This is a genomic window from Variovorax rhizosphaerae (genome assembly GCF_037889975.1).
GTDB lineage: Bacteria > Pseudomonadota > Gammaproteobacteria > Burkholderiales > Burkholderiaceae_C > Variovorax > Variovorax rhizosphaerae.
Window position 1 is genome coordinate 23,120 of record NZ_JBBKZT010000005.1, and the last position, 19,231, is coordinate 42,350.

Annotated in this window: 15 protein-coding genes; 7 read left to right on the forward strand and 8 right to left on the reverse strand. The window is 67.1% G+C overall.

Annotated elements, in window-relative coordinates; translation table 11 throughout:
* Positions 1 to 96: 96 nt before the first annotated feature.
* Genes WKW82_RS11600 through WKW82_RS11615 form a run of 4 tightly spaced genes read right to left on the reverse strand, consistent with a single transcriptional unit; the run spans position 97 to position 6,652 of the window.
* Positions 97 to 3,204: an efflux RND transporter permease subunit gene (locus tag WKW82_RS11600; RefSeq protein WP_340342451.1), complete on the reverse strand. Its 3,108-nt coding sequence runs from the start codon at positions 3,202 to 3,204 to the stop codon at positions 97 to 99.
* 9 nt (positions 3,205 to 3,213) lie between these two features.
* Positions 3,214 to 4,380: an efflux RND transporter periplasmic adaptor subunit gene (locus WKW82_RS11605; protein ID WP_340342452.1), complete on the reverse strand. Its 1,167-nt coding sequence runs from the start codon at positions 4,378 to 4,380 to the stop codon at positions 3,214 to 3,216.
* On the reverse strand, positions 4,377 to 5,921 hold the full coding sequence (locus WKW82_RS11610) for an efflux transporter outer membrane subunit (RefSeq protein WP_340342453.1): 1,545 nt from the start codon (positions 5,919 to 5,921) through the stop codon (positions 4,377 to 4,379). Before WKW82_RS11610 ends, WKW82_RS11605 begins: the two co-directional genes overlap by 4 nt.
* Complete coding sequence (locus WKW82_RS11615) at positions 5,918 to 6,652, reverse strand: CerR family C-terminal domain-containing protein (RefSeq protein ID WP_340342454.1); 735 nt, start codon at positions 6,650 to 6,652, stop codon at positions 5,918 to 5,920. The genes WKW82_RS11610 and WKW82_RS11615 overlap by 4 nt, the downstream gene beginning before the upstream one ends.
* Before the next feature lie 138 nt (positions 6,653 to 6,790).
* Here WKW82_RS11615 and WKW82_RS11620 point away from each other — a divergent pair, with 138 nt between their 5' ends.
* A complete protein-coding gene (locus tag WKW82_RS11620; RefSeq protein WP_340342455.1) occupies positions 6,791 to 7,690 on the forward strand; it encodes a toll/interleukin-1 receptor domain-containing protein in 900 nt (299 codons plus the stop codon).
* A 6-nt stretch (positions 7,691 to 7,696) separates the two neighbouring features.
* Here WKW82_RS11620 and WKW82_RS11625 read toward each other — a convergent pair whose 3' ends face one another.
* The gene (locus tag WKW82_RS11625; protein WP_340342456.1) at positions 7,697 to 7,906 is read right to left on the reverse strand and encodes a YbdD/YjiX family protein; all 210 of its coding nucleotides are present in this window, start codon (positions 7,904 to 7,906) and stop codon (positions 7,697 to 7,699) included.
* A 10-nt stretch (positions 7,907 to 7,916) separates the two neighbouring features.
* Positions 7,917 to 9,977: a carbon starvation CstA family protein gene (locus WKW82_RS11630; RefSeq protein ID WP_340342457.1), complete on the reverse strand. Its 2,061-nt coding sequence runs from the start codon at positions 9,975 to 9,977 to the stop codon at positions 7,917 to 7,919.
* A gap of 222 nt (positions 9,978 to 10,199) precedes the next feature.
* On the opposite strand from WKW82_RS11630, the gene WKW82_RS11635 reads away from it, so the two are divergent.
* Positions 10,200 to 11,732 carry a sigma-54 interaction domain-containing protein gene (locus WKW82_RS11635; protein WP_340342458.1) on the forward strand — a complete coding sequence of 511 codons (1,533 nt, stop codon included), beginning with the start codon at positions 10,200 to 10,202 and terminating at the stop codon, positions 11,730 to 11,732.
* 5 nt (positions 11,733 to 11,737) lie between these two features.
* On the opposite strand, the gene WKW82_RS11640 is transcribed toward WKW82_RS11635, so the two are convergent.
* Together WKW82_RS11640 and WKW82_RS11645 are read right to left on the reverse strand one after the other, a co-directional pair.
* A complete protein-coding gene (locus WKW82_RS11640; RefSeq protein WP_340342459.1) occupies positions 11,738 to 13,048 on the reverse strand; it encodes a PhzF family phenazine biosynthesis isomerase in 1,311 nt (436 codons plus the stop codon).
* Positions 13,049 to 13,050: 2 nt separating this feature from the next.
* On the reverse strand, positions 13,051 to 14,037 hold the full coding sequence (locus tag WKW82_RS11645) for a Bug family tripartite tricarboxylate transporter substrate binding protein (protein ID WP_340342460.1): 987 nt from the start codon (positions 14,035 to 14,037) through the stop codon (positions 13,051 to 13,053).
* 101 nt (positions 14,038 to 14,138) lie between these two features.
* Between WKW82_RS11645 and WKW82_RS11650 the strand changes: the two genes are divergently transcribed.
* The 5 genes from WKW82_RS11650 to WKW82_RS11670 all read left to right on the forward strand — a co-directional run bounded on the left by WKW82_RS11650 (position 14,139) and on the right by WKW82_RS11670 (position 19,099).
* A complete protein-coding gene (locus WKW82_RS11650; protein ID WP_340342461.1) occupies positions 14,139 to 14,972 on the forward strand; it encodes an AraC family transcriptional regulator in 834 nt (277 codons plus the stop codon).
* A gap of 152 nt (positions 14,973 to 15,124) precedes the next feature.
* On the forward strand, positions 15,125 to 16,321 hold the full coding sequence (locus tag WKW82_RS11655; protein WP_340342462.1) for a substrate-binding domain-containing protein: 1,197 nt from the start codon (positions 15,125 to 15,127) through the stop codon (positions 16,319 to 16,321).
* Positions 16,322 to 16,483: 162 nt separating this feature from the next.
* On the forward strand, positions 16,484 to 17,251 hold the full coding sequence (locus WKW82_RS11660; protein ID WP_340342463.1) for an ABC transporter ATP-binding protein: 768 nt from the start codon (positions 16,484 to 16,486) through the stop codon (positions 17,249 to 17,251).
* Positions 17,248 to 17,967 (forward strand): ABC transporter ATP-binding protein, encoded by a 720-nt coding sequence (locus tag WKW82_RS11665; RefSeq protein ID WP_340342464.1) that lies wholly within the window; start codon positions 17,248 to 17,250, stop codon positions 17,965 to 17,967. Before WKW82_RS11660 ends, WKW82_RS11665 begins: the two co-directional genes overlap by 4 nt.
* 148 nt (positions 17,968 to 18,115) lie before the next feature.
* Entirely contained in the window at positions 18,116 to 19,099 is a 984-nt protein-coding gene (locus tag WKW82_RS11670) for a branched-chain amino acid ABC transporter permease (RefSeq protein ID WP_340342465.1), read from the forward strand.
* Positions 19,100 to 19,231: the final 132 nt, after the last annotated feature.

Genomic DNA, 19,231 nt, shown 5'->3' on the forward strand with positions numbered 1-19,231 from the left:
CCAGTCACCCGCCGCTACGGCGACATCCCAAGCCGACTTGAGCTCGCCAACTCGACCTGATCCCCGGGGCGCTGGGCCCGGCCTGGGGTCAACTTCTCAGCCCGGCGTCGTTTTCAGGTCGTCGTCGATGTGCGGGTCGGCAGGTTGACCGCGCACCTTGCGCACGGTACGCCGGATCCAGTGCTCGATGTCGTCGATGTAGGTGAAGACGGCGGGCACCACCAGCAAGCTCAGCACGGTCGAGGTGATGAGCCCGCCGATCACGGCCACGGCCATCGGCGAGCGGAAGCTCGAATCCGCCGAGCCGAAGCCCACCGCGATCGGCAACATGCCTGCGCCCATGGCGATGGTGGTCATGATGATCGGCCGGGCGCGCTTGTGGCAGGCGTCACGCAATGCATCCCAGCGGCTCATGTGGTGCTCGCGCCGCGCGACGATGGCGTACTCCACCAGCAGGATGGAGTTCTTCGTCGCCACGCCCATGAGCATGATGAGCCCGATGAGCGAGGGCATCGACAGGGCCTTCTGGCCGATCAGCAAGCCGACGAACGCGCCGCCCAGGGCCAGCGGCAGGGCGCAGAGGATGGTGACCGGATGCAGGAAGTCCTTGAACAGCAGCACCAGCACGATGTAGATGCACAGCACGCCGGTCAGCATAGCGAGGCCGAAGCTGTTGAACAGTTCGGTCATCACTTCCGCATCGCCCACTTCCGCGACGCGCACGCCCGGCGGCAGGTTGGTGATGGAGGGCAGCTTCATGACCGCGTCCTTCGCGTCGCCCAGGCCCACGCCCGAGAGTTCGATCTCGAAGTTGACGTTGCGCGAGCGGTCGTAGCGGTCGATCACGGCCGGGCCGCCTTCGACGGTGAGCTTGGCCACCTGGCCGAGCATGACCGGGCCGCGTGCGCTCGGCACGCTCAGGCGTTCGAGCAGGGCCAAATCGGTGCGCGCGGAGTCTTCGAGCTTGACCACGATCGGGACCTGGCGCTGCGCGAGGTTGAGCTTGGGCAGCGACACGTCGTAGTCGCCGAGCGTGGCCACGCGCAGGGTCTCTGCGATGGCGCTGCTGGTCACGCCGAGGTCGGCGGCGCGGGCAAAGTCGGGGCGCACGGCGATCTCGGGGCGGATCAGGCTCGCGGTGGAGGTGATGTTGCCGAGGCCGGGGATGGTGCGCAGGTCGCGCTCCACGGCGCGGGCAGCGGTGGTCAGCGCGTTCGGGTCGTCGCCGGAGAGGGCCAGGATGTACTTCTCGCCGGAGCCGCCGAGGCCCACGGTGCTGCGCACGCCGGGCAGGGTTTCGAGCGCGGCGCGGATCTGGTTCTCGATGACCTGCTTGCGCGGGCGGTCGCCGCGCTCGTCGAGCTGGATCGTGAGCGTGGCCTTGCGCGTTTCCGGCGTGCCGAAGTTGGCGAACGGGTCGCCGCCCGCGCTGCCGCCGGCCACCGTGGTGTAGACGCTGCGCACGTGCTTGACCTCCATCACGCGCCGCCGTGCTTCCTCGGCCGTCACCGTGGTCTGGGCCAAAGTGGCGCCGGGTGCGAGCGAGATGTAGACCTGCGTCTGCGAGTTGTCGTCGGGCGGGATGAAACCGGTCTTGAGCAGCGGGATCATCGCCAGCGAGCCGAAGAAGAACAGCGTGGCCAGCACCATGGTCGAGAAGCGGTGCTTCATGGACCAGCCCACCATGCGCATGTAGACCTTGAGCCAGCCGGCTTCCTTCTCCTGCCCGACGATGGGCTTGAGGATGTAGGCGGCCATCATCGGCGTGAGCACGCGCGCGACGACCAGCGAGGCGAACACAGCGAGCGATGCGGTCCAGCCGAACTGCTTGAAGAACTTGCCGGCCACGCCGCTCATGAAGGCGGTCGGCAGGAACACGGCGATCAGCGTGAAGGTGGTGGCGATCACGGCCAGGCCGATCTCGTCGGCGGCCTCCATGGCGGCCTGGTAAGGCGTCTTGCCCATGCGCAGGTGGCGCACGATGTTCTCGACCTCGACGATCGCATCGTCCACCAGGATGCCCACCACCAAAGACAGCGCCAGCAGCGAGATCACGTTGACCGAGAAGCCCAGCAGGTACATGCCGATGAAGGCGGGGATGACCGACATCGGCAAGGCCACGGCCGAGACGAAGGTCGCGCGCCAGTCGCGCAGGAACAGCCACACCACGAGCACCGCCAGGATGGCGCCTTCGTAGAGCAGGTGCAGCGAGCCTTCGTACTCTTCCTCGACCGGCTTGACGAAGTTGAAGGCCTCGGTGAGCTGGATGTCGGGATGTGCCGCGCGCATCTCGCCGAGCGCCTTCTGGATCGCGGCGCCGACCTCGACCTCGCTGGAGCCGCGGCTGCGCGCGACTTCGAAGCCGACCACGGGCTTGCCATCGAGCAAGGCGGCGGCGCGTGGCTGGGCGATGGTGTCGCTCACGCGCGCGACCTGGTCGAGGCGAATGCGACGGCCGTCCGACAGGGCGATCTGCAGGTCGGCGAGTTCATCGGCGGACTGCACCGTGGCGAGCGTGCGTACGGGTTGTTCGCTGCCGCCCAGGTCGGTGCGGCCGCCGGCGCTTTCGGTCTGCACCTGCCGGAGCTGGCGCGAGATGTCGGCCGCGCTGGCGCCGAGCGCCTGCAGCTTGGCCGGGTCCAGGTCCACGTGCACCTCGCGCGTGACGCCGCCGACGCGGTTGACCGCGCCAACGCCCGGCAGCGCCAGCAGCTTCTTGGTGACGTCGTTGTCGACGAACCAGCTCAGCGCCGCGGCATCGAGCTTGCTCGATGCGATGGTGAAGGCGAGCACCGGCTGGGCCGCGAAGTCCAGTTTGGTGACGACCGGATCGCGCACGTCGGCGGGCAAGTCGGAGCGCACCTTCTGCACGGCGGAGCGCACGTCATCGACGGCTTCCTGTACCGGCTTCTCCAGGCGGAACTCGACGATCAGCGTGGCGGCGCCATCCTGCACCTTGGTCGTGATGTGCTTCAGGCCCTGAATGGTGGCGATGGCGTTCTCGAGCTTGCGCGCGACGTCGGTTTCCAGCTGCGATGGTGCCGCACCGGGCAAAGCGGCCGACACCGTGACGGTCGGCAGGTCGATGTCCGGAAAGTTCTGCACCTTCATCGCATTGAAGGACAGCAGCCCGCCGAAGGTGAGCAGCACGAACAGCATCACCGCTGGAATCGGGTTGCGGATGGACCATGCGGAGACGTTCATGGTGATCCTTTACTTGGCTGCAGCGGGGGCAGGATTGGCCGAGTCCACGACGCGCACCAGGTCGCCATCGTTGAGGAAGCCTGCGCCTTGCACCACCACCTTTGCATCGGGCGGCAGCTTGGTCGTGATCTCGACGCGCTCACCCACGCGCCGGCCGGTATCGATCTTGAGTTGGCTCACGCGGTTGTCGGGCTGCAGCAGCAACAGGTAGTTGAAGCCGTCGCGCGGCACGATGGAGGCTTGGGGCACGGTCAGTGCGTTGCTGCGGCCCAGTTGGAAATCGCCTCGCGCGAACATGCCGGCCTTGATGGCGCTGTTCTGCTGCAGGTTGGGCATGTCCACGTAGACGATGGCGGCACGCGTCTGCGGGTCGACCATCGGCGACACGGCGCGCACCTTGCCTTGCACCTGTGCGCCGCTGGCGCTGATGACGGTGGCTGGCGTGCCGACGGGCACGCGACCCAGTTCGGCGGAGGTGACTTCGGCACGCCATTCGAGGCGGCCCTGGCGGATCAGCTTGAAGAGTTCAGTGCCTGCGGCGACCACGCTGCCGACGGTGGCGGTGCGTGCGGAGATCACGCCGTCATCGGGGGCCAGCACCTGCGTGTTGCGGCCACGGACCTGCTGCGCGGCGAGCACGGCTTCGGCGGCTTCGACGCGGGCCTTGGCGGTCTGTGCGGCGGTGGTGTACTGGTTGATCTGCTGCTGGCTCAGGGCGCCGGTCTTGTCGAGCGTGCGTGCGCGTTCGGCCGTGCCGGCGGCATCGGCGGCGGTGGCGCGGGCTTCGGCGAGCGATGCCTTGGCTTGGGCCATGTCGGCGTTGATCGTCTCGGGCGCGAAGGTGGCGAGGACCTGGCCGCGCTTGACCGCGTCGCCGACGTTGACGCGCACCTCGGCCAGGCGCAGGCCGTTCGATTCGGAACCGACGCTGGCTTCCTGCCAGGGCATGACGTTGCCGTTGGCTGCGAGCGTGTCGGTGAGTTCTGCGGATTCGGGCTTGGCGACAGTGACCGTCAGGGTGGGCCGTGCCGGTGGCGCGCCTGGCTTCGCGCTGGCCGGGCTGGCGGCGCCCGATGCGGCGGGCTGCTCGGGCTTGCGCATCATGAAGAAGGCGCCGGCCGCGATGACCAGCAGCACCAGGGCGGCGACGATGAGGGTGGGACGTTTGATGTTCATTGCGACTTCGAGGATGTCGTTTCTTGTTGGGGCGCTGCCTGGCTGATGGCGGTAGCGCCGTCGGGCCGGACCCATCCGCCGCCCATGGCGCGGTACAGCGCGACCCAGGCATCGGCGCGCTCTTGCTGCAGTTGCACGCGGGCGGTGAGCGCGGTGATCAGCAGCCGGCGCGAGGTCTCCAGGTCGAGCAGGCTGGCCAGGCCGCTTTCATAGCGGGCCAGCATCGCATCGAGCGAGGCCTGGTAGTTCAGCACCGCGATGTTGGCATCGTCGGCGCGGCGGGTGGTGCTGTCGAGGTTGAGCAATGCCGTCTCGACTTCGCGCACGGCCTGCCGCACGTTGCCGCGATAGACCGAGGCCGCTTCGTCATAGCGTGCGGTCGCGGCATCGACGTTGGCTGCCAGTGCGCCACCGTCGAAGATCGGCACCGTGAGCTGCAGGGGGCCGATGTTCCAGGTGTCGAGCGTCTCCTTGAAGCCCTGCGTACGGAGCTGCAACTTGCCGACGGTGCCGGTGAGCGACAGGCTCGGGTAGCGCGCGCGCTGCGCCTCGCCGACCGAGGCACTGGCGGCCGCGACATCGAGCTCGGCCGCATACAGGTCGGGCCGCTGTGCCAGCGCCTCGGCCGGCACGCTGTCGATCGCGCGGGTCTTGGGGAGGGCGCTGTCCGGGGGTGTCGCGCGCATCTTCTGCTCGATCGTGCTGGCGCTGAGGCCGGTCAAGGCCACCAGGCCGGCGCGCACCACGGCGCACTGCGAGCTTTGCAGCTTGAGCCGGTTCGATGCGTCGGCCGCGCTGGCGCGGGCCAGGGCGGCGTCGGCGGGGGCGGTGAAGCCGGCGCGCATCGAGAGTTCAGTCAGGCGGGCGGTTTCGCCGCGCGACTTCGCGTCGTTCTCGGCCACCGTCACGAGCTGCTCGCAGGCCCGCTCGTTGAAGTAGAGGTTGGCCGTGTCGGCGGCCACGGACACGCGTGCCTGGTGCCAGCGCGCGTCGGCGCCGGCGAGGCGCAGGGAGCTGGCGTCGCGACCCGCGCGCAGCTTGCCGAACAGGTCGATTTCCCAGCTGGCCTGCAGGCCGGCCTGGTAGGTGGTGACGATGGGCGTGGCGGTCGATCCGCCGCTGCTCGTGGCCGCACTGCCGAAGCTGCTGGTCCCAGCGAACTGCGAATTGCCGCGCGAAGCCGACGCCGTTCCGGAAAGATTGGGCAACAGGGCTGCACCCGCCGCGACGCTGCTGGCGCGCGCCTCGCTGACACGTGCCGCGGCGCTGGCCAGCGTCGGGCTTGCGTTCTGTGCCGCGTCGATCAGTTCGACCAGCAAGGGGTCGTCGAGTTGGCGCCACCATTCGGTCATCACGCGGACCGATCCGCCGTGCGGCAGGGCGGCCGAAGCGCCGGGTGCCGGCAACGGTGCGTGCCATTGCGCGGGCAGCGGCGCGTTGACGCTGGAGGGTGGTCGCGTCAGGCTGCAGCCGCCCAAGGCGAGCGCCAGGACGGAGAGGCAGGCGGCCGGACCGAACCGTCTCGATCTGCGAAGGCTCATAGGATCTTGTCGGTCTTCTTCTTGCGGGCGACAGGCTCCCGCCGGGGTTGGGGGGAGGGGATGGCGCCGCGGCGTCGGGCCTCCGAGGCGACCAGCGCAAGAGCGTACTGGACGAGGCGCTCGGCCCATGTATCGATATGCGATGGCGAACGTAGGAGCGGCGGCCGAATCTCGCCGATGACGTCCTGCATCACGAAGAGCTGGATGGCCAAGCCCGTCACCGAGAAGGCCAGGCGGTGCATGTCGTCGTCGGCCTTGTTCGCCGGCATGCCGAGGTGCCGGCACAGCAGGCCGACGAGGGCTTCATGCGGCGCCTTGAGGTCGCGCTCCAGCTCCATCTTCCATTGACTGGTGGGCTCGATGAGCTCGCGCATGTGCAGGCGCATGCATTGCCGTGCCGTCTCGCTGTCTTTCAATGGCGCGACGTAGCCGGTCATGAAGATACGCAGTGCTTGTTCCAGCGACAGGTCGGGGGCCGTGAACTGCGCAATCAGTTCGCCGGCATCGCTGCCCATGGGCTCGGTGAAGGTCGCCGCATAGAGGCCGGCCTTGTCGCCGAAGTAATAGCTGATGGCGGCGATGTTGGCGCCGGCCGCCTGCGCGATCTCGCGCGTGGAGGTCTTGGCGAAGCCCTTTTCCGCGAACAGCGCGAGGGCGGCATGGAGGATGCGGGCGCGCGCCTCCACGCCGTCGGCACGGGTGGGATGGGGTGGCAGGGTGGGTGCGGGCATGGGTTCGTATTGGAACATAAGTCAATCGTTTGATTGACTTGACCCAGGTCGGCGTGTGGACTTGCCATGAAGACTGCCGGGCTGTGACGTGCCTTCGCGTGCGCACACGGCGGGCGCGGTCCCTGCGAAGATCGGGCGATGAACACGCAGAAGACCGAGCCCGATCCCCGGCGGGTACGGCGTGACCGGATCTTCATCAGCTATCGCCGCGCCGACAGCGCTGGCCACGCCGGACGCCTGAATGACGACCTCACCCGCATGCTGGGCGATCGGGTGTTCATGGACGTTGCGGATATCGCACCCGGCGTGGATTTCGAGCGTGCGTTGCACAGCGAGCTGAGTTCGTGTGGTGCGGTGCTCGCTGTCATCGGCCCGCGCTGGCGCGAAGCCCTGGACGCGCCTCGCGAGGGTCAGGACTACGTACGCCTGGAACTGGCGCAAGCGCTCGCGCAGGCGGATGTGCGGGTGGTGCCCGTGCTGATGCAGGGCGCAAGCCTGCCGGCCGCCGGGCAATTGCCGGCCGACCTGCAGCCCTTGGTGAACCGCCAGGCCACGGTCATCCGGGACGACCGGTGGAAAGACGATGTCGCGAATCTCGCCCGCGAATTGAGGGTCGCGCTCAAGATCAGCCGGCCGGTGCGGTCGATCGCGGCGGGCGGGGTCGTTGTGGCGGCGCTCGCTGCGTCAGTGGCCTGGCTGGCATTGAAGTCGCCGCCGGCGCCCGCTGCATTCGACCGGGGCCGGGCTCACGAGATCACCTTGGCCGCCACCACCAAGGCCGCATCAGCGTGCAAGCCCGCCCGGGGCCTGGCGGGAGAGTGTCCATTGGTCTTCAGCTTCGTGCCCGACGGCAGCGTGCGCAATGTGTACTTCGCTTCCGGCTCCTGCGCCCTGAAGGCGCCGCCGTTTGGCGAATGCGCGCTGCAACGGCTCGCAGGCGTGCGTATTCCGCCTTTCGACAATGTGGCCGAGGCGGAAGTGGGTCTCAATGTTGTGGTGAATCAGGACGGGTCGGTGAAGGTCGTCGTGGACGAGTGACTCGTTTCAGCAGCAGCGCCCCCGCCCCGTACCGTACCTCGCCTGCTGCCGTTCCCGAAAAAAGGCTTCGTAGCTCATCGGCTCGCGGTCGGGGTGCGTGATCCTCATGTGGTCTACGTAGACGTCGTAGTCCGGCACGCCGACCATCAGGCGCAGTGTCTGCGTCAGCGTTCGAGCCAGGTAGCGGCCGGCTTCGGGAAGCGAGGTGTTCAACATGATCGCAGCCTCATCCGGCCGAAGTGGCCGGCTCGAACGGCGTCTCGCGCGTGGTCGGGCGGTTGATGGCCCGCGCGGCCAGCGAGGTCTTCACGCTGTAGAACAGCACGCTGAGCACAACAAAGATGAACAAGCCGCACAAGGCCGCATCGAGCCGGTCGTTGAACACGATGCGCGACATGGCCTCCGGCGTCTTGGCCGGCGCCAGCAGCGTGCCTTGCGCCAGTGCCTCGGCGTACTTGCTGGCATGCGAGAGGAAGCCGACCTTCGGGTCCGCCGAGAAGATCTTCTGCCAGCCGGCCGTCAAGGTGCAGATCAGCAGCCACGTCGCCGGGACCATCGCCACCCATGCGTAGCGTTCGCGCTTCATGCGGAACAGCACCACCGTGCCGAGCATCAGCGCCACCGCCGCCAGCATCTGGTTGGAGATACCGAACAACGGCCACAAGGTGTTGATGCCGCCGAGCGGATCGACCACGCCCTGGTAGAGGAAGTAGCCCCAGGCCGCCACCGTCAGCGCTGTGGCCACGAGGTTGGCCGGCAGTGAATCGGTCTTGGCCAGTGCCGGCACGAAGCTGCCGAGCAAGTCCTGCAGCATGAAGCGCCCGGCGCGCGTACCGGCGTCGACCGCGGTGAGGATGAACAGCGCCTCGAACAGGATAGCGAAGTGGTACCAGAAGGCCATCATCCCGGGGCCGCCGACCGCTTGCTGGAGGATGTGCGCCATGCCCACCGCCAAGGTGGGCGCGCCGCCGGCGCGGCCGAGGATCGTGGTCTCGCCCACGTCCTTGGCCGTCTGCGTCAGCATCTCCGGCGTCACCGCGAAGCCCCAGCCGGAGATCGCCTGCGCCACCGCTTCCGGCGTCGAGCCGACCAGTGCGGCCGGGCTGTTCATCGCGAAGTAGACGCCCGGCTCGATGCACGATGCCGCGACCAGCGCCATCACCGCGACGAAGGATTCGGCCAGCATGCCGCCGTAGCCGATCAGGCGCATGTGGCTTTCGTTGTCGACCATCTTGGGAGTGGTGCCCGACGAGATCAGCGCGTGAAAGCCCGACACCGCGCCGCAGGCAATGGTGATGAACAGGAAGGGGAACAGGTTGCCCGACCAGACCGGCCCGTTGCCCTGCGCGAACTGCGTGATGGCGGGCATCTGCAAGGTCGGCGCGACGAAGACGATGCCGATCGCCAGCGCGACGATGGTGCCGATCTTGAGGAAGGTCGAGAGGTAGTCGCGCGGCGCCAGCAGCAGCCACACCGGCAGCGTCGCGGCGACGAAGCCGTAGCCGATCAGCATCCAGGTCAGTTGCTTGCCATCGAAGGTGAAGAGCGGCGCCCAGTATTCGCTGTGGCTCACGGCCTGGCCGCCGAAGATGGACGCCATCAGCAGCACGAAGCCGATCACCGAGATCTCGCCGATCTTGCCGGGCCGGATGAAGCGCAGGTAGATGCCCATGAAGATGGCCACGGGAATCGTTGCCGCCACGGTGAAGGTGCCCCATGGCGATTCGGCCAGCGCCTTCACCACGATCAACGCCAGCACCGCGAGGATGATGATCATGATCATGAAGGTGCCAAACAGGGCGATCATCCCGGGCACGGTGCCCATCTCGGTCTTGATCAACTCGCCGAGCGAGCGGCCGTCGCGCCGGGTCGAGATGAACAGGATGATGAAGTCCTGCACTGCGCCCGCGAACACCACGCCAGCCAGGATCCACAGCAGCCCGGGCAGGTAGCCCATCTGCGCCGCCAGCACCGGGCCGACCAGCGGGCCCGCGCCCGCGATGGCCGCGAAGTGATGGCCGAACAGCACTTTCTGGTCGGTGGGAACGTAGTCCAGGCCGTCGTTGTGGCGGTGCGCCGGGGTCTTGCGCTTGGGGTCCACGCCCAGCACCGTGTTCGCGATGAAGAGGCTGTAGTAGCGGTATGCGATGAGATACACGCAGATCGCCGCGACCACGATCCAGAGTGCGTTGATGGACTCGCCGCGCGACAGCGCCACCGTGCCGAGCGCGAAGGCCCCGAGCACGGCGATGATGAGCCAGACCAGATGCTTGCCGATGTTCTGCATGCTTGTTCTCCCCCGGTGGATGGGGTTGCATGTTTGATGAATTCGGGCGGGCCGTCAACCGCGGTGACGGCTGGTGACTGTTTTTCGAGGCCCCAGCGGCGGGCTGCGGCCAGCCCGCCTCCCCGCCTGGGCGTCGAGTCGAGTTGGCAAAGCCACATCGACTCGAGAACGGCAATCGCGCCTCGGTGCGCCATGCGAGATGCGCCGGCTACGATCCGCGCCATGCCATCTCCCGCAAGCCCTGCGCTTCCCCTCGACGCCAACGCCATCCATGCGCTGGCTGCCCGTTCGATGTTCCACCTGTTCTCCAGCATCAGCCAGGGCATGTTCCTGGTCGACCGCAGCGGGCGCATCGTCTGGGTCAACGAGGGCTACAAGCGCTTCCTGCCGGCCCTCGGTTTCTCTTCGGTGGACCAGTTCATGGGGCGCATGGTCGAGGACGTGATTCCCAACACGCTGATGCGGCAGGTATTGGAGACCGGCAAGCCGATCCTGATCGACCTGCTGACCAACAAGGCCGGTACCTTCGTGGTCAGCCGCATCCCGCTGCACGAGGAGCGCGAAGGCGACGCAGGCCATGTGCCGGGCGAGGTGATCGGCGCGATCGGCATCGTGCTGTTCGACCATCCGGAGACGACGCTGCAACCGTTGATCAGCAAGTTCGCGATGCTGCAGCGCGACCTGGACGATGCGCGGCGCGAACTGGCTACGCAGCGGGCCAATCCGCTGCTGCGGCCGTCGAGCGACGGGCAGCGGCGCGCCAAGTACACCTTCGCGAGCTTTATCGGCAGCAGCCCCGCGGCAGTGGACGTGAAGCGCCATGCGCGGCGCGCGGCGCAGTCGTCGAGCCCGGTGCTGCTGCTCGGCGAGACGGGCACGGGCAAGGAGTTGCTAGCGCATGCCATTCACACGGCCTCGGCGCGGGCCAACGGGCCGTTCGTCAGCCTGAACATCGCGGCTGTGCCCGACACCTTGCTGGAGGCGGAGTTCTTCGGCTTCGCACCCGGCGCCTTCACTGGCGCCGACCGCCGCGGGCGTGAGGGCAAGTTCAAGCTGGCTGATGGCGGCACGCTGTTCCTCGACGAGATCGGAGACATGCCGATGAGCCTGCAAGCCAAGCTGCTGCGGGCGCTGCAGGAGGGCGAGATCGAGCCGCTGGGTTCCAACAAGCTCGTCGCCTTCGATGCGCGCGTGATCGCCGCCACCTCGCGCGACTTGCCTGCGCTGGTGCGCGACGGGCGCTTTCGGGAAGACCTCTACTACCGCCTCAACGTGCTGCCCTTGCGCGTGCCGCCGTTGCGGGAGCGCCGGGGCGACATTCCGGCGCTGGTCGAGGCGCTGGGCGAGGACATGGCGCAGCGCAGCGGCGAGGCGCCGCCCGAGTTGATGCCCGACGCGTTGGCGCTGCTCGCGGCGCAGCACTGGCGCGGCAACACGCGCGAGTTGCGCAACGTGCTGGAGCAGCTCGCGATGCGCAGCGATTCGACGCGCATCGATGCGGCCGAAGTCAAGCGCGTGCTCGCGGAGACCGGCCTGGAACAGATCGCCACCCCGGCGCCAATGACCGAATCCCATGACGATGCCGAAGGCGAACGCCTGTTGCGCCCGCTCACCGAGCAGATCGCGGAGCTGGAGCAACGCGCGATCGCCGCTGCGATGGCGAAGACGGGCGGCAACAAGCTCGCGGCATCGCGCTTGCTTGGCATCTCCCGCGCGACGCTGTACGACCGGATGACCGACCCGAACGCGAAGTAGCCGCGTCAGGGCGCTTGCAGTTCGAGCACCATCGACACCTCGACCATCCCGCCGCCGGGCAGCGATGACACGCCCACCGTTGTGCGAACAGGGAGGGCCGAGTCAGGAAAGACCTCGCGCAACAGCTTCGAAGCGGCGTCCATCACCTGCACGTGGTCCGTGAAGCCGGCCGATGCGGCGAGGTATCCGTTGAGCGCGACGACCCTGCGCACTTGGCCGAGACTGCCCAGTTCATGCTGCACGGCGTGCAACAGGGATCGCACCGCGGCCATGGCCGCGCGCTGTCCGTTCGACACGTCACCCGGGCCTTCGAGGCGGCCCGTGATGATGCGGCCGTTCTCGCGGCCCACGACGCCGCTGGTGTAGAGCATGTCGCCCGCCCGCGAGAGGCTGGCGTAGTGGCCGGACGGCCGTGCGCGCGTGACTTCGTCGCGTGGCGCCACGGCGTCCAGGCGCCGATCGGCATCGGCCAGCATCGGCCGTGCGTCGCCGCGCAGCCAGCAGTCTTGCGATGCCGCATCGGCTGCCGGCAGCCGCACAAAGATCTCCGAAGGCGAACCCATGGCTTCGCCTTGCCGAACGGTCACCAGCACTCCCGCATCGCCGACCGCCCCGCGTTGGCGCAGCCCCCAGGCCAGGGCGGCGGCCGCGATGCCGGTGGCCGGGTCTTCCGGATAGCCGGAGGATTTCGGGAACTGCCGAGCGCTCGCTGTGGCCGTTTCGCCGGCCACCAAGGCATAGGGATAGAGCCCGGTCGAACCGAGCTTCTCGCAGAGCGACTCGACGCGCGGGAGATCGACCTGCAGCCCCGCGAGCGTTGCGGCGTCGAGCGGGATCAGCGTCTTCACGCGGCTGGTGCACGAATTCACCACCGGCCCGCGGATGTCGCCGACCGCAATGCGCAGGCAGGCCGCGATCTCCGCGACCAGTACATCGTCGACGCGATGCATGACGGCAGACGGCTGGCTGATCTCCACCATGCCATCGACGAAGCGCCCGCGAACGGTGCCGCTCAGTGTCTCGATCGTCGTGGCGCTGCCGTCCCATTCGCCGCGCTCGTGCAGAAGCCAGAGGGCCGCCACAGTCGCATGCCCGCACATCTCCATCTCGTGCCGCGGCACGAAGTAGCGCAGGCGGAGCGCATGTGCCGCGTCGGCGGGCTTCAGCACGAACACCGACTCATGGCCGCTGCGGCGCGCCTGGGCCAGCATGTCGTCGGCGCTCATTGCGTCGGCATCGAGCCACACCGGCGCGGGGTTGCCGCCATCCTCGCGGTCCTTCATGCCGAAGACGCGGATCATCTGCATCGTGGTCATGTTCAGTCCGCCTTTGCGTTGACGGAGCGCGCGATGCCGCCCCACAGCGCGATGTCGGCGCGGATCTTCTGCGCGAAGGCATCGGGGGCCAGCGACAGCGGTGCCACGCCCTTGGCCAGCATGTCGGCGCGCAGTGCGCGATCCTGCATCACCTTGTCGACCGCGCCGCGCAAACGCTGGAGCACGTCCTTGGGTGTGGCGGCCGGCGCCATCAGGCCGTACCAGAGTTCGGGCTTGAAATCCTTGACGCCCGCGGACTCGAAGGTCGGCACTTCGGGGAACACGGCCGATGCCTCGCTGATCGCGATGGCGCGCATGCGCCCCGCGCGAACCTGTGCGACGAGCGCCGTCGGGTTGTCGAACAACAGCTGGATCTGGCCGCCCATGAGATCGGCCTGCGCCGGCGCCGCGCCCTTGTACGGGATGTGCGTCATCTCGATGCCGGTGCGTTGCTTGAACAACTCCGCGACCAGATGGCTCGAGCTTCCGTTGCCGATGCTGCCGTAGTTCAGCGTGCCGGGCTTCGACTTGGCGTAGCGCATTAGCTCCTGCAGATACTTCGCCGGCAGCGTCGGGCTCGCGACCAGCACGAAGGGCGTGGAACCGAGTGTGGCCACCGGCACTAGGTCCTTCACCGGGTCATAGGGCAGCTTGGCGTAGACCGCCTGGGCCGAGGCAATCGTCGTGGTGGTGGCCGCGACCAGCGTGTAGCCGTCCGGCGTGGTCTTCGCCGCGTAGCCGGTGCCCACGGTGCCGCCCGCGCCGGCGCGGTTGTCGATGATCACCGGCACGCCGAGCTCCGCCTGCAGGCGCACCTGCACCGCGCGAAAAATCACGTCGGTGCCGCCGCCCGCAGGGAAGGGCACGACGATGGTGACCGGCTTGGCGGGCCACGTTTCAGGTGCGGCCGATGCGATGCTGGTGGCAAGCAGGGCGCTTGCCGCGGCAAGCTGGAGCAGGCTGCGGCGGAGGAGTCGGTGTGCGGTCATTCGGGGGATCCTTTGCTGGGGTGCCCGCAGTTTTGTCGAGCAGGCGCCAGGCGATGGCTCCGATCGCGACGCGGACGCCCACAATCGCGACAATCGAATCCATGCAACCCAAGGACGAAGGGCCGGCGCCGCGGTTGTCGCCGTACGCGGAACAACTCAGCGGTCGCACGAAGACGGTCGTCAACGTGCGCGAGGGCTACCAGACGCCCTGGCACGCGCACGATTGCGACATGCTGTTCGTGCCGGTGGCCGGCCGCTTCGACGTGATCGGCCCGGATGGCGAGCCGCTCACGTCGGGGCCGGGCGAGTTCAGTTGGTTCGCGGCGGGCGAGGGACATGCGACCACGGCACAGACCTTGCGGCAGACGCACCTGGCGATCTATGTCGATCCCGATTTCTGGTCGCTGGTGCTGCGCGCCCAGGGCATCGAGCGACCGCAGCAGGGCATGCGCTCCGGCAGCGTGGCAATGAACATGCTCTCGCAGAAGCTCCTGCAGACTTCACTCGAAGGCGCGGACAGCGAGGCCAATGCGGTCTATTGCGGCGCGCTGATCATGGAGGCCGCGCGGCTCAGCGCGAACCCGGTGCTGCACGAACGCGGCACGCCCGCCCGGATGGTGGCTCAGTTGCTCACCGACTTCATCGATGCGGACCTGGCGCGGCCCTTGTCGCTCGACGCCTTTGCCGAGAAGCACCGGCTGTCGCGCCGGCAGGTGGAGCGGCAGTTTCGTTCGGCATTCGGCATGTCGCCGCTGGAATTCCAGCAGGCGCGGCGCGTCGAGCGCGCGCGCTACCTGCTGCAGACAACCAGCGATTCGGTGCTGTCGATCGCGCAGCAGGTGGGCTGGGAATCGGGCTCGTACCTGTCGAGGGTGCTGCGCAAGACCTGGGCGCGCACGGCAGCGGAGTTGAGAACTCTGGAAAACCCTGACTGAAATTCAGGCAGTTGACTGAATCTTGATCAGTACATTTGTCTGAAAGCGAGATGTGGTTCCCTCTTCGCAGGGGAAATCCTTTTGTAATCAAACGTCTCCACGCTGGCACGGACTGTGCAATATTCAGCCATTGCAACCAGGAGACCTGATCCATGAACCGTCGCAGCCTCGTCGCGATCGCAGCCCTCGCCGCCATCGCGTCCGCCGCTTCCGCCCCGGCCCTTGCCCAGTCCGGCAAGGACATCCGCATTGCCCACATCTACAGCAACACCGGCCCGCTGGAAGCCTACGGCAAGCAGACCGCCATCGGCTTCAACCTGGGCCTGGAGTACGCGACCGAAGGCACCATGACGGTCAACGGCCGCAAGATCGTCGTGATGGAGAAGGACGACCAGGGCAAGCCCGACGTCGCCAAGTCGCTGCTGGCCGCGGCCTACAGCGACGACAAGGCCGACCTGGCCGTGGGCACCTCCTCGTCAGGCGCGGCGCTCGCGATGCTGCCAGTGGCCGAGGAATACAAGAAGCTGCTGGTCGTCGAGCCCGCCGTGGCCGATTCGATCACCGGCGACAAGTGGAACAAGTACGTCTTCCGCACGTCGCGCAACAGCTCGCAGGACGCGATCAGCAACGCCGTCGCGCAGGACAAGGACGGCACCTCGATCGTGCTGCTGGCGCAGGACAACGCCTTCGGCCGCGACGGCATGACCGCGTTCAAGGAATCGCTGAAGAAGGCCAAGGTGGTCGGCGAGGAATACCTGCCGCCCGCGACCACGGACTTCACCGCCGCCGCGCAGCGCATCCTCGACAAGTTCAAGGGCACGGCGGGCCGCAAGGTGGTCTACATCGTGTGGGCCGGCGCGGCCAATCCGTTCAAGGTGTCGGACCTGGGCCTGAAGAGCAGCGGCATCGAGATCGCCGGCGGCGGCAACATCCTGCCGGCGCTGGTCAACTACAAGCCCTTCCCGGGCATGGAAGGCTCGATCTACTACTACTTCGGCATCCCGAAGAACCCGGTCAACGAGTGGCTCGTGTCCAACCACTACAAGAAGTACAAGGCACCGCCGGACTTCTTCACCGCGGGTGGTTTCGCGGCGGCCACTGCCATCGTCACCGCGCTCAAGAAGACCGGCGGCGACACGACGACCAACAAGCTCATCTCGACCATGGAAGGCATGAGCTTCGAGACGCCCAAGGGCAAGATGACCTTCCGCAAGGAAGACCACCAGGCGATGCAGTCGATGTACCACTTCAAGATCAAGGTGGACCCCGCGTTCGCGTGGGGCGTGCCGGAGCTGGTGCATGAGATCAAGCCGGAAGAGATGAATATCCCGATCCGCAACAAGCGTTAAGCGGAAGGCGAAGCAGCCCAATGCGGACTTGACCGTACGCGAAGGGCGCGAAGAAAAGCGAAGGACGCGAGAGGAATCCAGAGAATTTCTTTGGATGTTCTTTCGCGTCCTTCGCGGAACCTTCGCGTCCTCTGCGTCCGGAAGTCCGACCCCGAATTCCAGATGCTCGAAACCAAAGACCTGACCATCCGCTTCGGCGGCCATGTGGCCGTCAATGGCGTGTCCTGCGCGTTCGCGCCCGGCACGCTGACCGCCATCGTCGGCCCCAACGGTGCCGGCAAGACGACGTACTTCAATCTCATCTCCGGCCAGCTCAAGGCGAGTGCAGGGACGGTGTCGCTCGATGGCAAGTCGCTGTCGGGCATGTCGCCGTCGGCGCGCACGCACGCGGGGCTGGGGCGGGCGTTCCAGCTCACGAACCTGTTTCCCAATCTCACGGTGCTGGAGAACGTGCGACTCGCCGTGCAGGCCACGCGTGCCGGCGCGCATCGCCACGGACTCAACCTCTGGAGCATCTGGAGCGATCACAAGGCGCTGATCAGACGGGCGGACCAACTGCTCGCGCAGATCAACCTGAAGTCCAAGGAGTACGCAACAGTTGCCAGCCTGCCGCACGGGGACCAGCGCAAGCTCGAAGTTGCATTGCTGATGGCGCTGGAGCCGAAGGTCTTCATGTTCGACGAACCCACGGCCGGCATGAACGCGGCGGAGGCGCCGGTCATCCTCGACCTGATCCGCCAATTGAAGAAGGACAAGAGCAAGACCATCCTGCTGGTCGAGCACAAGATGGACGTGGTGCGCGAACTGGCCGACCGCATCATCGTGCTGCACAACGGCGCGCTGGTCGCCGACGGTGATCCGGCCGAGGTGATTGCCTCGCCGGTGGTGCAGGAAGCCTACCTGGGCGTGGCGCCGAAGGAGGCTGCATGAACCTGCTTGAACTGAGCGGCGTGCACACGCACATCGGGGCGTATCACATCCTGCATGGCGTGGACCTCGCGGTGCCGAAGGGGCAACTCACGATGCTGCTCGGGCGCAATGGCGCCGGCAAGACGACGACACTGCGGACCATCATGGGGCTGTGGCATGCGTCGCAAGGCCGCGTGCGCTTTGGCGACAAGGAGATCACTGCCCTGCAGACGCCGCAGATCGCCGGCCTGAACATCGCCTACGTGCCCGAGAACATGGGCATCTTTGCCGACCTCACGGTGAAGGAGAACATGCTGCTGGCCGCGCGCGCCGCGAAGAACGCGTCGCAGATGGACGATGCCCGGCTGAAATGGATCTTCAAGCTGTTCCCGGCGGTGGAGAAGTTCTGGAACCATCCGGCCGGCAAGCTGTCCGGCGGGCAGAAGCAGATGCTGGCCGTGTCGCGCGCGATCGTCGAGCCACGTGAACTGCTGATCATCGACGAGCCGAGCAAAGGCCTGGCGCCGGCCATCATCAACAACATGATCGATGCCTTCGACGAGCTGAAGCGCAGCGGCGTGACGATCCTGCTGGTGGAGCAGAACATCAATTTCGCGCAACGGCTCGGCGACACGGTTGCGGTCATGGACAACGGCCGTGTGGTGCACAGCGGCAGCATGACGGCGTTCTCGGCCGATGCGCAGTTGCAGCAGTCGCTGCTGGGATTGGCGCTATGAAGGTTTTGAATCTTTTCCCTCTCCCGCCGGGAGAGGGCAGGGTGAGGGCATGCGGCGGTGGATTCGCGCGTCCCCCCTTGCAAAGGCCCAGTGCCCTCACCCCAACCCTCTCCCAGGGGGAGAGGGAGCAAAGCGAGGAGATGGCGGCATGAAGGGGATGGATTTCGACTGGAAGCCGCTGCTCCTCGTCCCTGTGCTCGCGCTCATCGCGCTGCCGCTCACCGGCTCGTTCTCGACCTGGCTGACGCTCACCATCGCCGGCCTGGCGATGGGCATGATCATCTTCATCATCGCCTCCGGCCTGACGCTGGTTTTCGGGCTCATGGACGTGCTGAACTTCGGTCACGGCGTGTTCATCGCGCTCGGTGCCTACATGGCGACCACGGTGCTTGGCGGGCTGAGCGACTGGTCGACGGCGGACGCGCTGGGCCGCAACCTGATGGCGCTCGCGCCTGCACTGGTCATCGCGATGGTCGCGGCCGGCGCGCTGGGCCTGCTGTTCGAGCGATTCATCGTGCGGCCGGTGTATGGCCAGCACCTGAAGCAGATCCTCATCACGATGGGCGGCATGATCATCGGCGAGGAACTCATCAAGGTGATCTGGGGACCGGCGCAACTGCCGTTGCTGCCGCCCACAGCGATGGCCGGCACGGTGTTCTGGCTCGGTGCGGCGATCGAGAAGTACCGGCTCTTCGCGGTGGCCATCGGGCTGGTCGTGTTCGGCGGCATGGCATGGACGCTGTCGCGCACCAAGGTCGGCCTCCTGATCCGCGCCGGTGTGCAGGACCGCGAGATGGTCGAGTCGCTCGGCTACCGCATCCGGCGGCTCTTCATCGGCATCTTCGTGGTGGGCAGCGCGCTGGCCGGCTTGGGTGGCGTGATGTGGGGCCTGTTCCAGCAGAGCGTGGTGCCGCAGATCGGCGCGCAGGTGAACGTGCTGCTGTTCATCGTGATCATCATCGGCGGGCTGGGCTCGACCGGTGGCGCGTTGATCGGTGCGCTGCTCGTCGGCCTGATGGCCAACTACAGCGGCTTCCTGCTGCCCAAGCTGGCGCTGTTCTCGAACATCCTGCTGATGGTCGGCATCCTGTTGTGGCGCCCGCAAGGCGTGTATCCGGTGGCGAATCGATGAACTCCTTGAATCCGGACTTGACCGGCCGCAAAGGTCGCGAAGAAGCGCGAAGGTCGCAAATGAATCCAAGAAATTTTTTCTGGCTGTCCTTTCGCGTCCTTCGCGGAACCTTCGCGTCCTCTGCGTACGGCT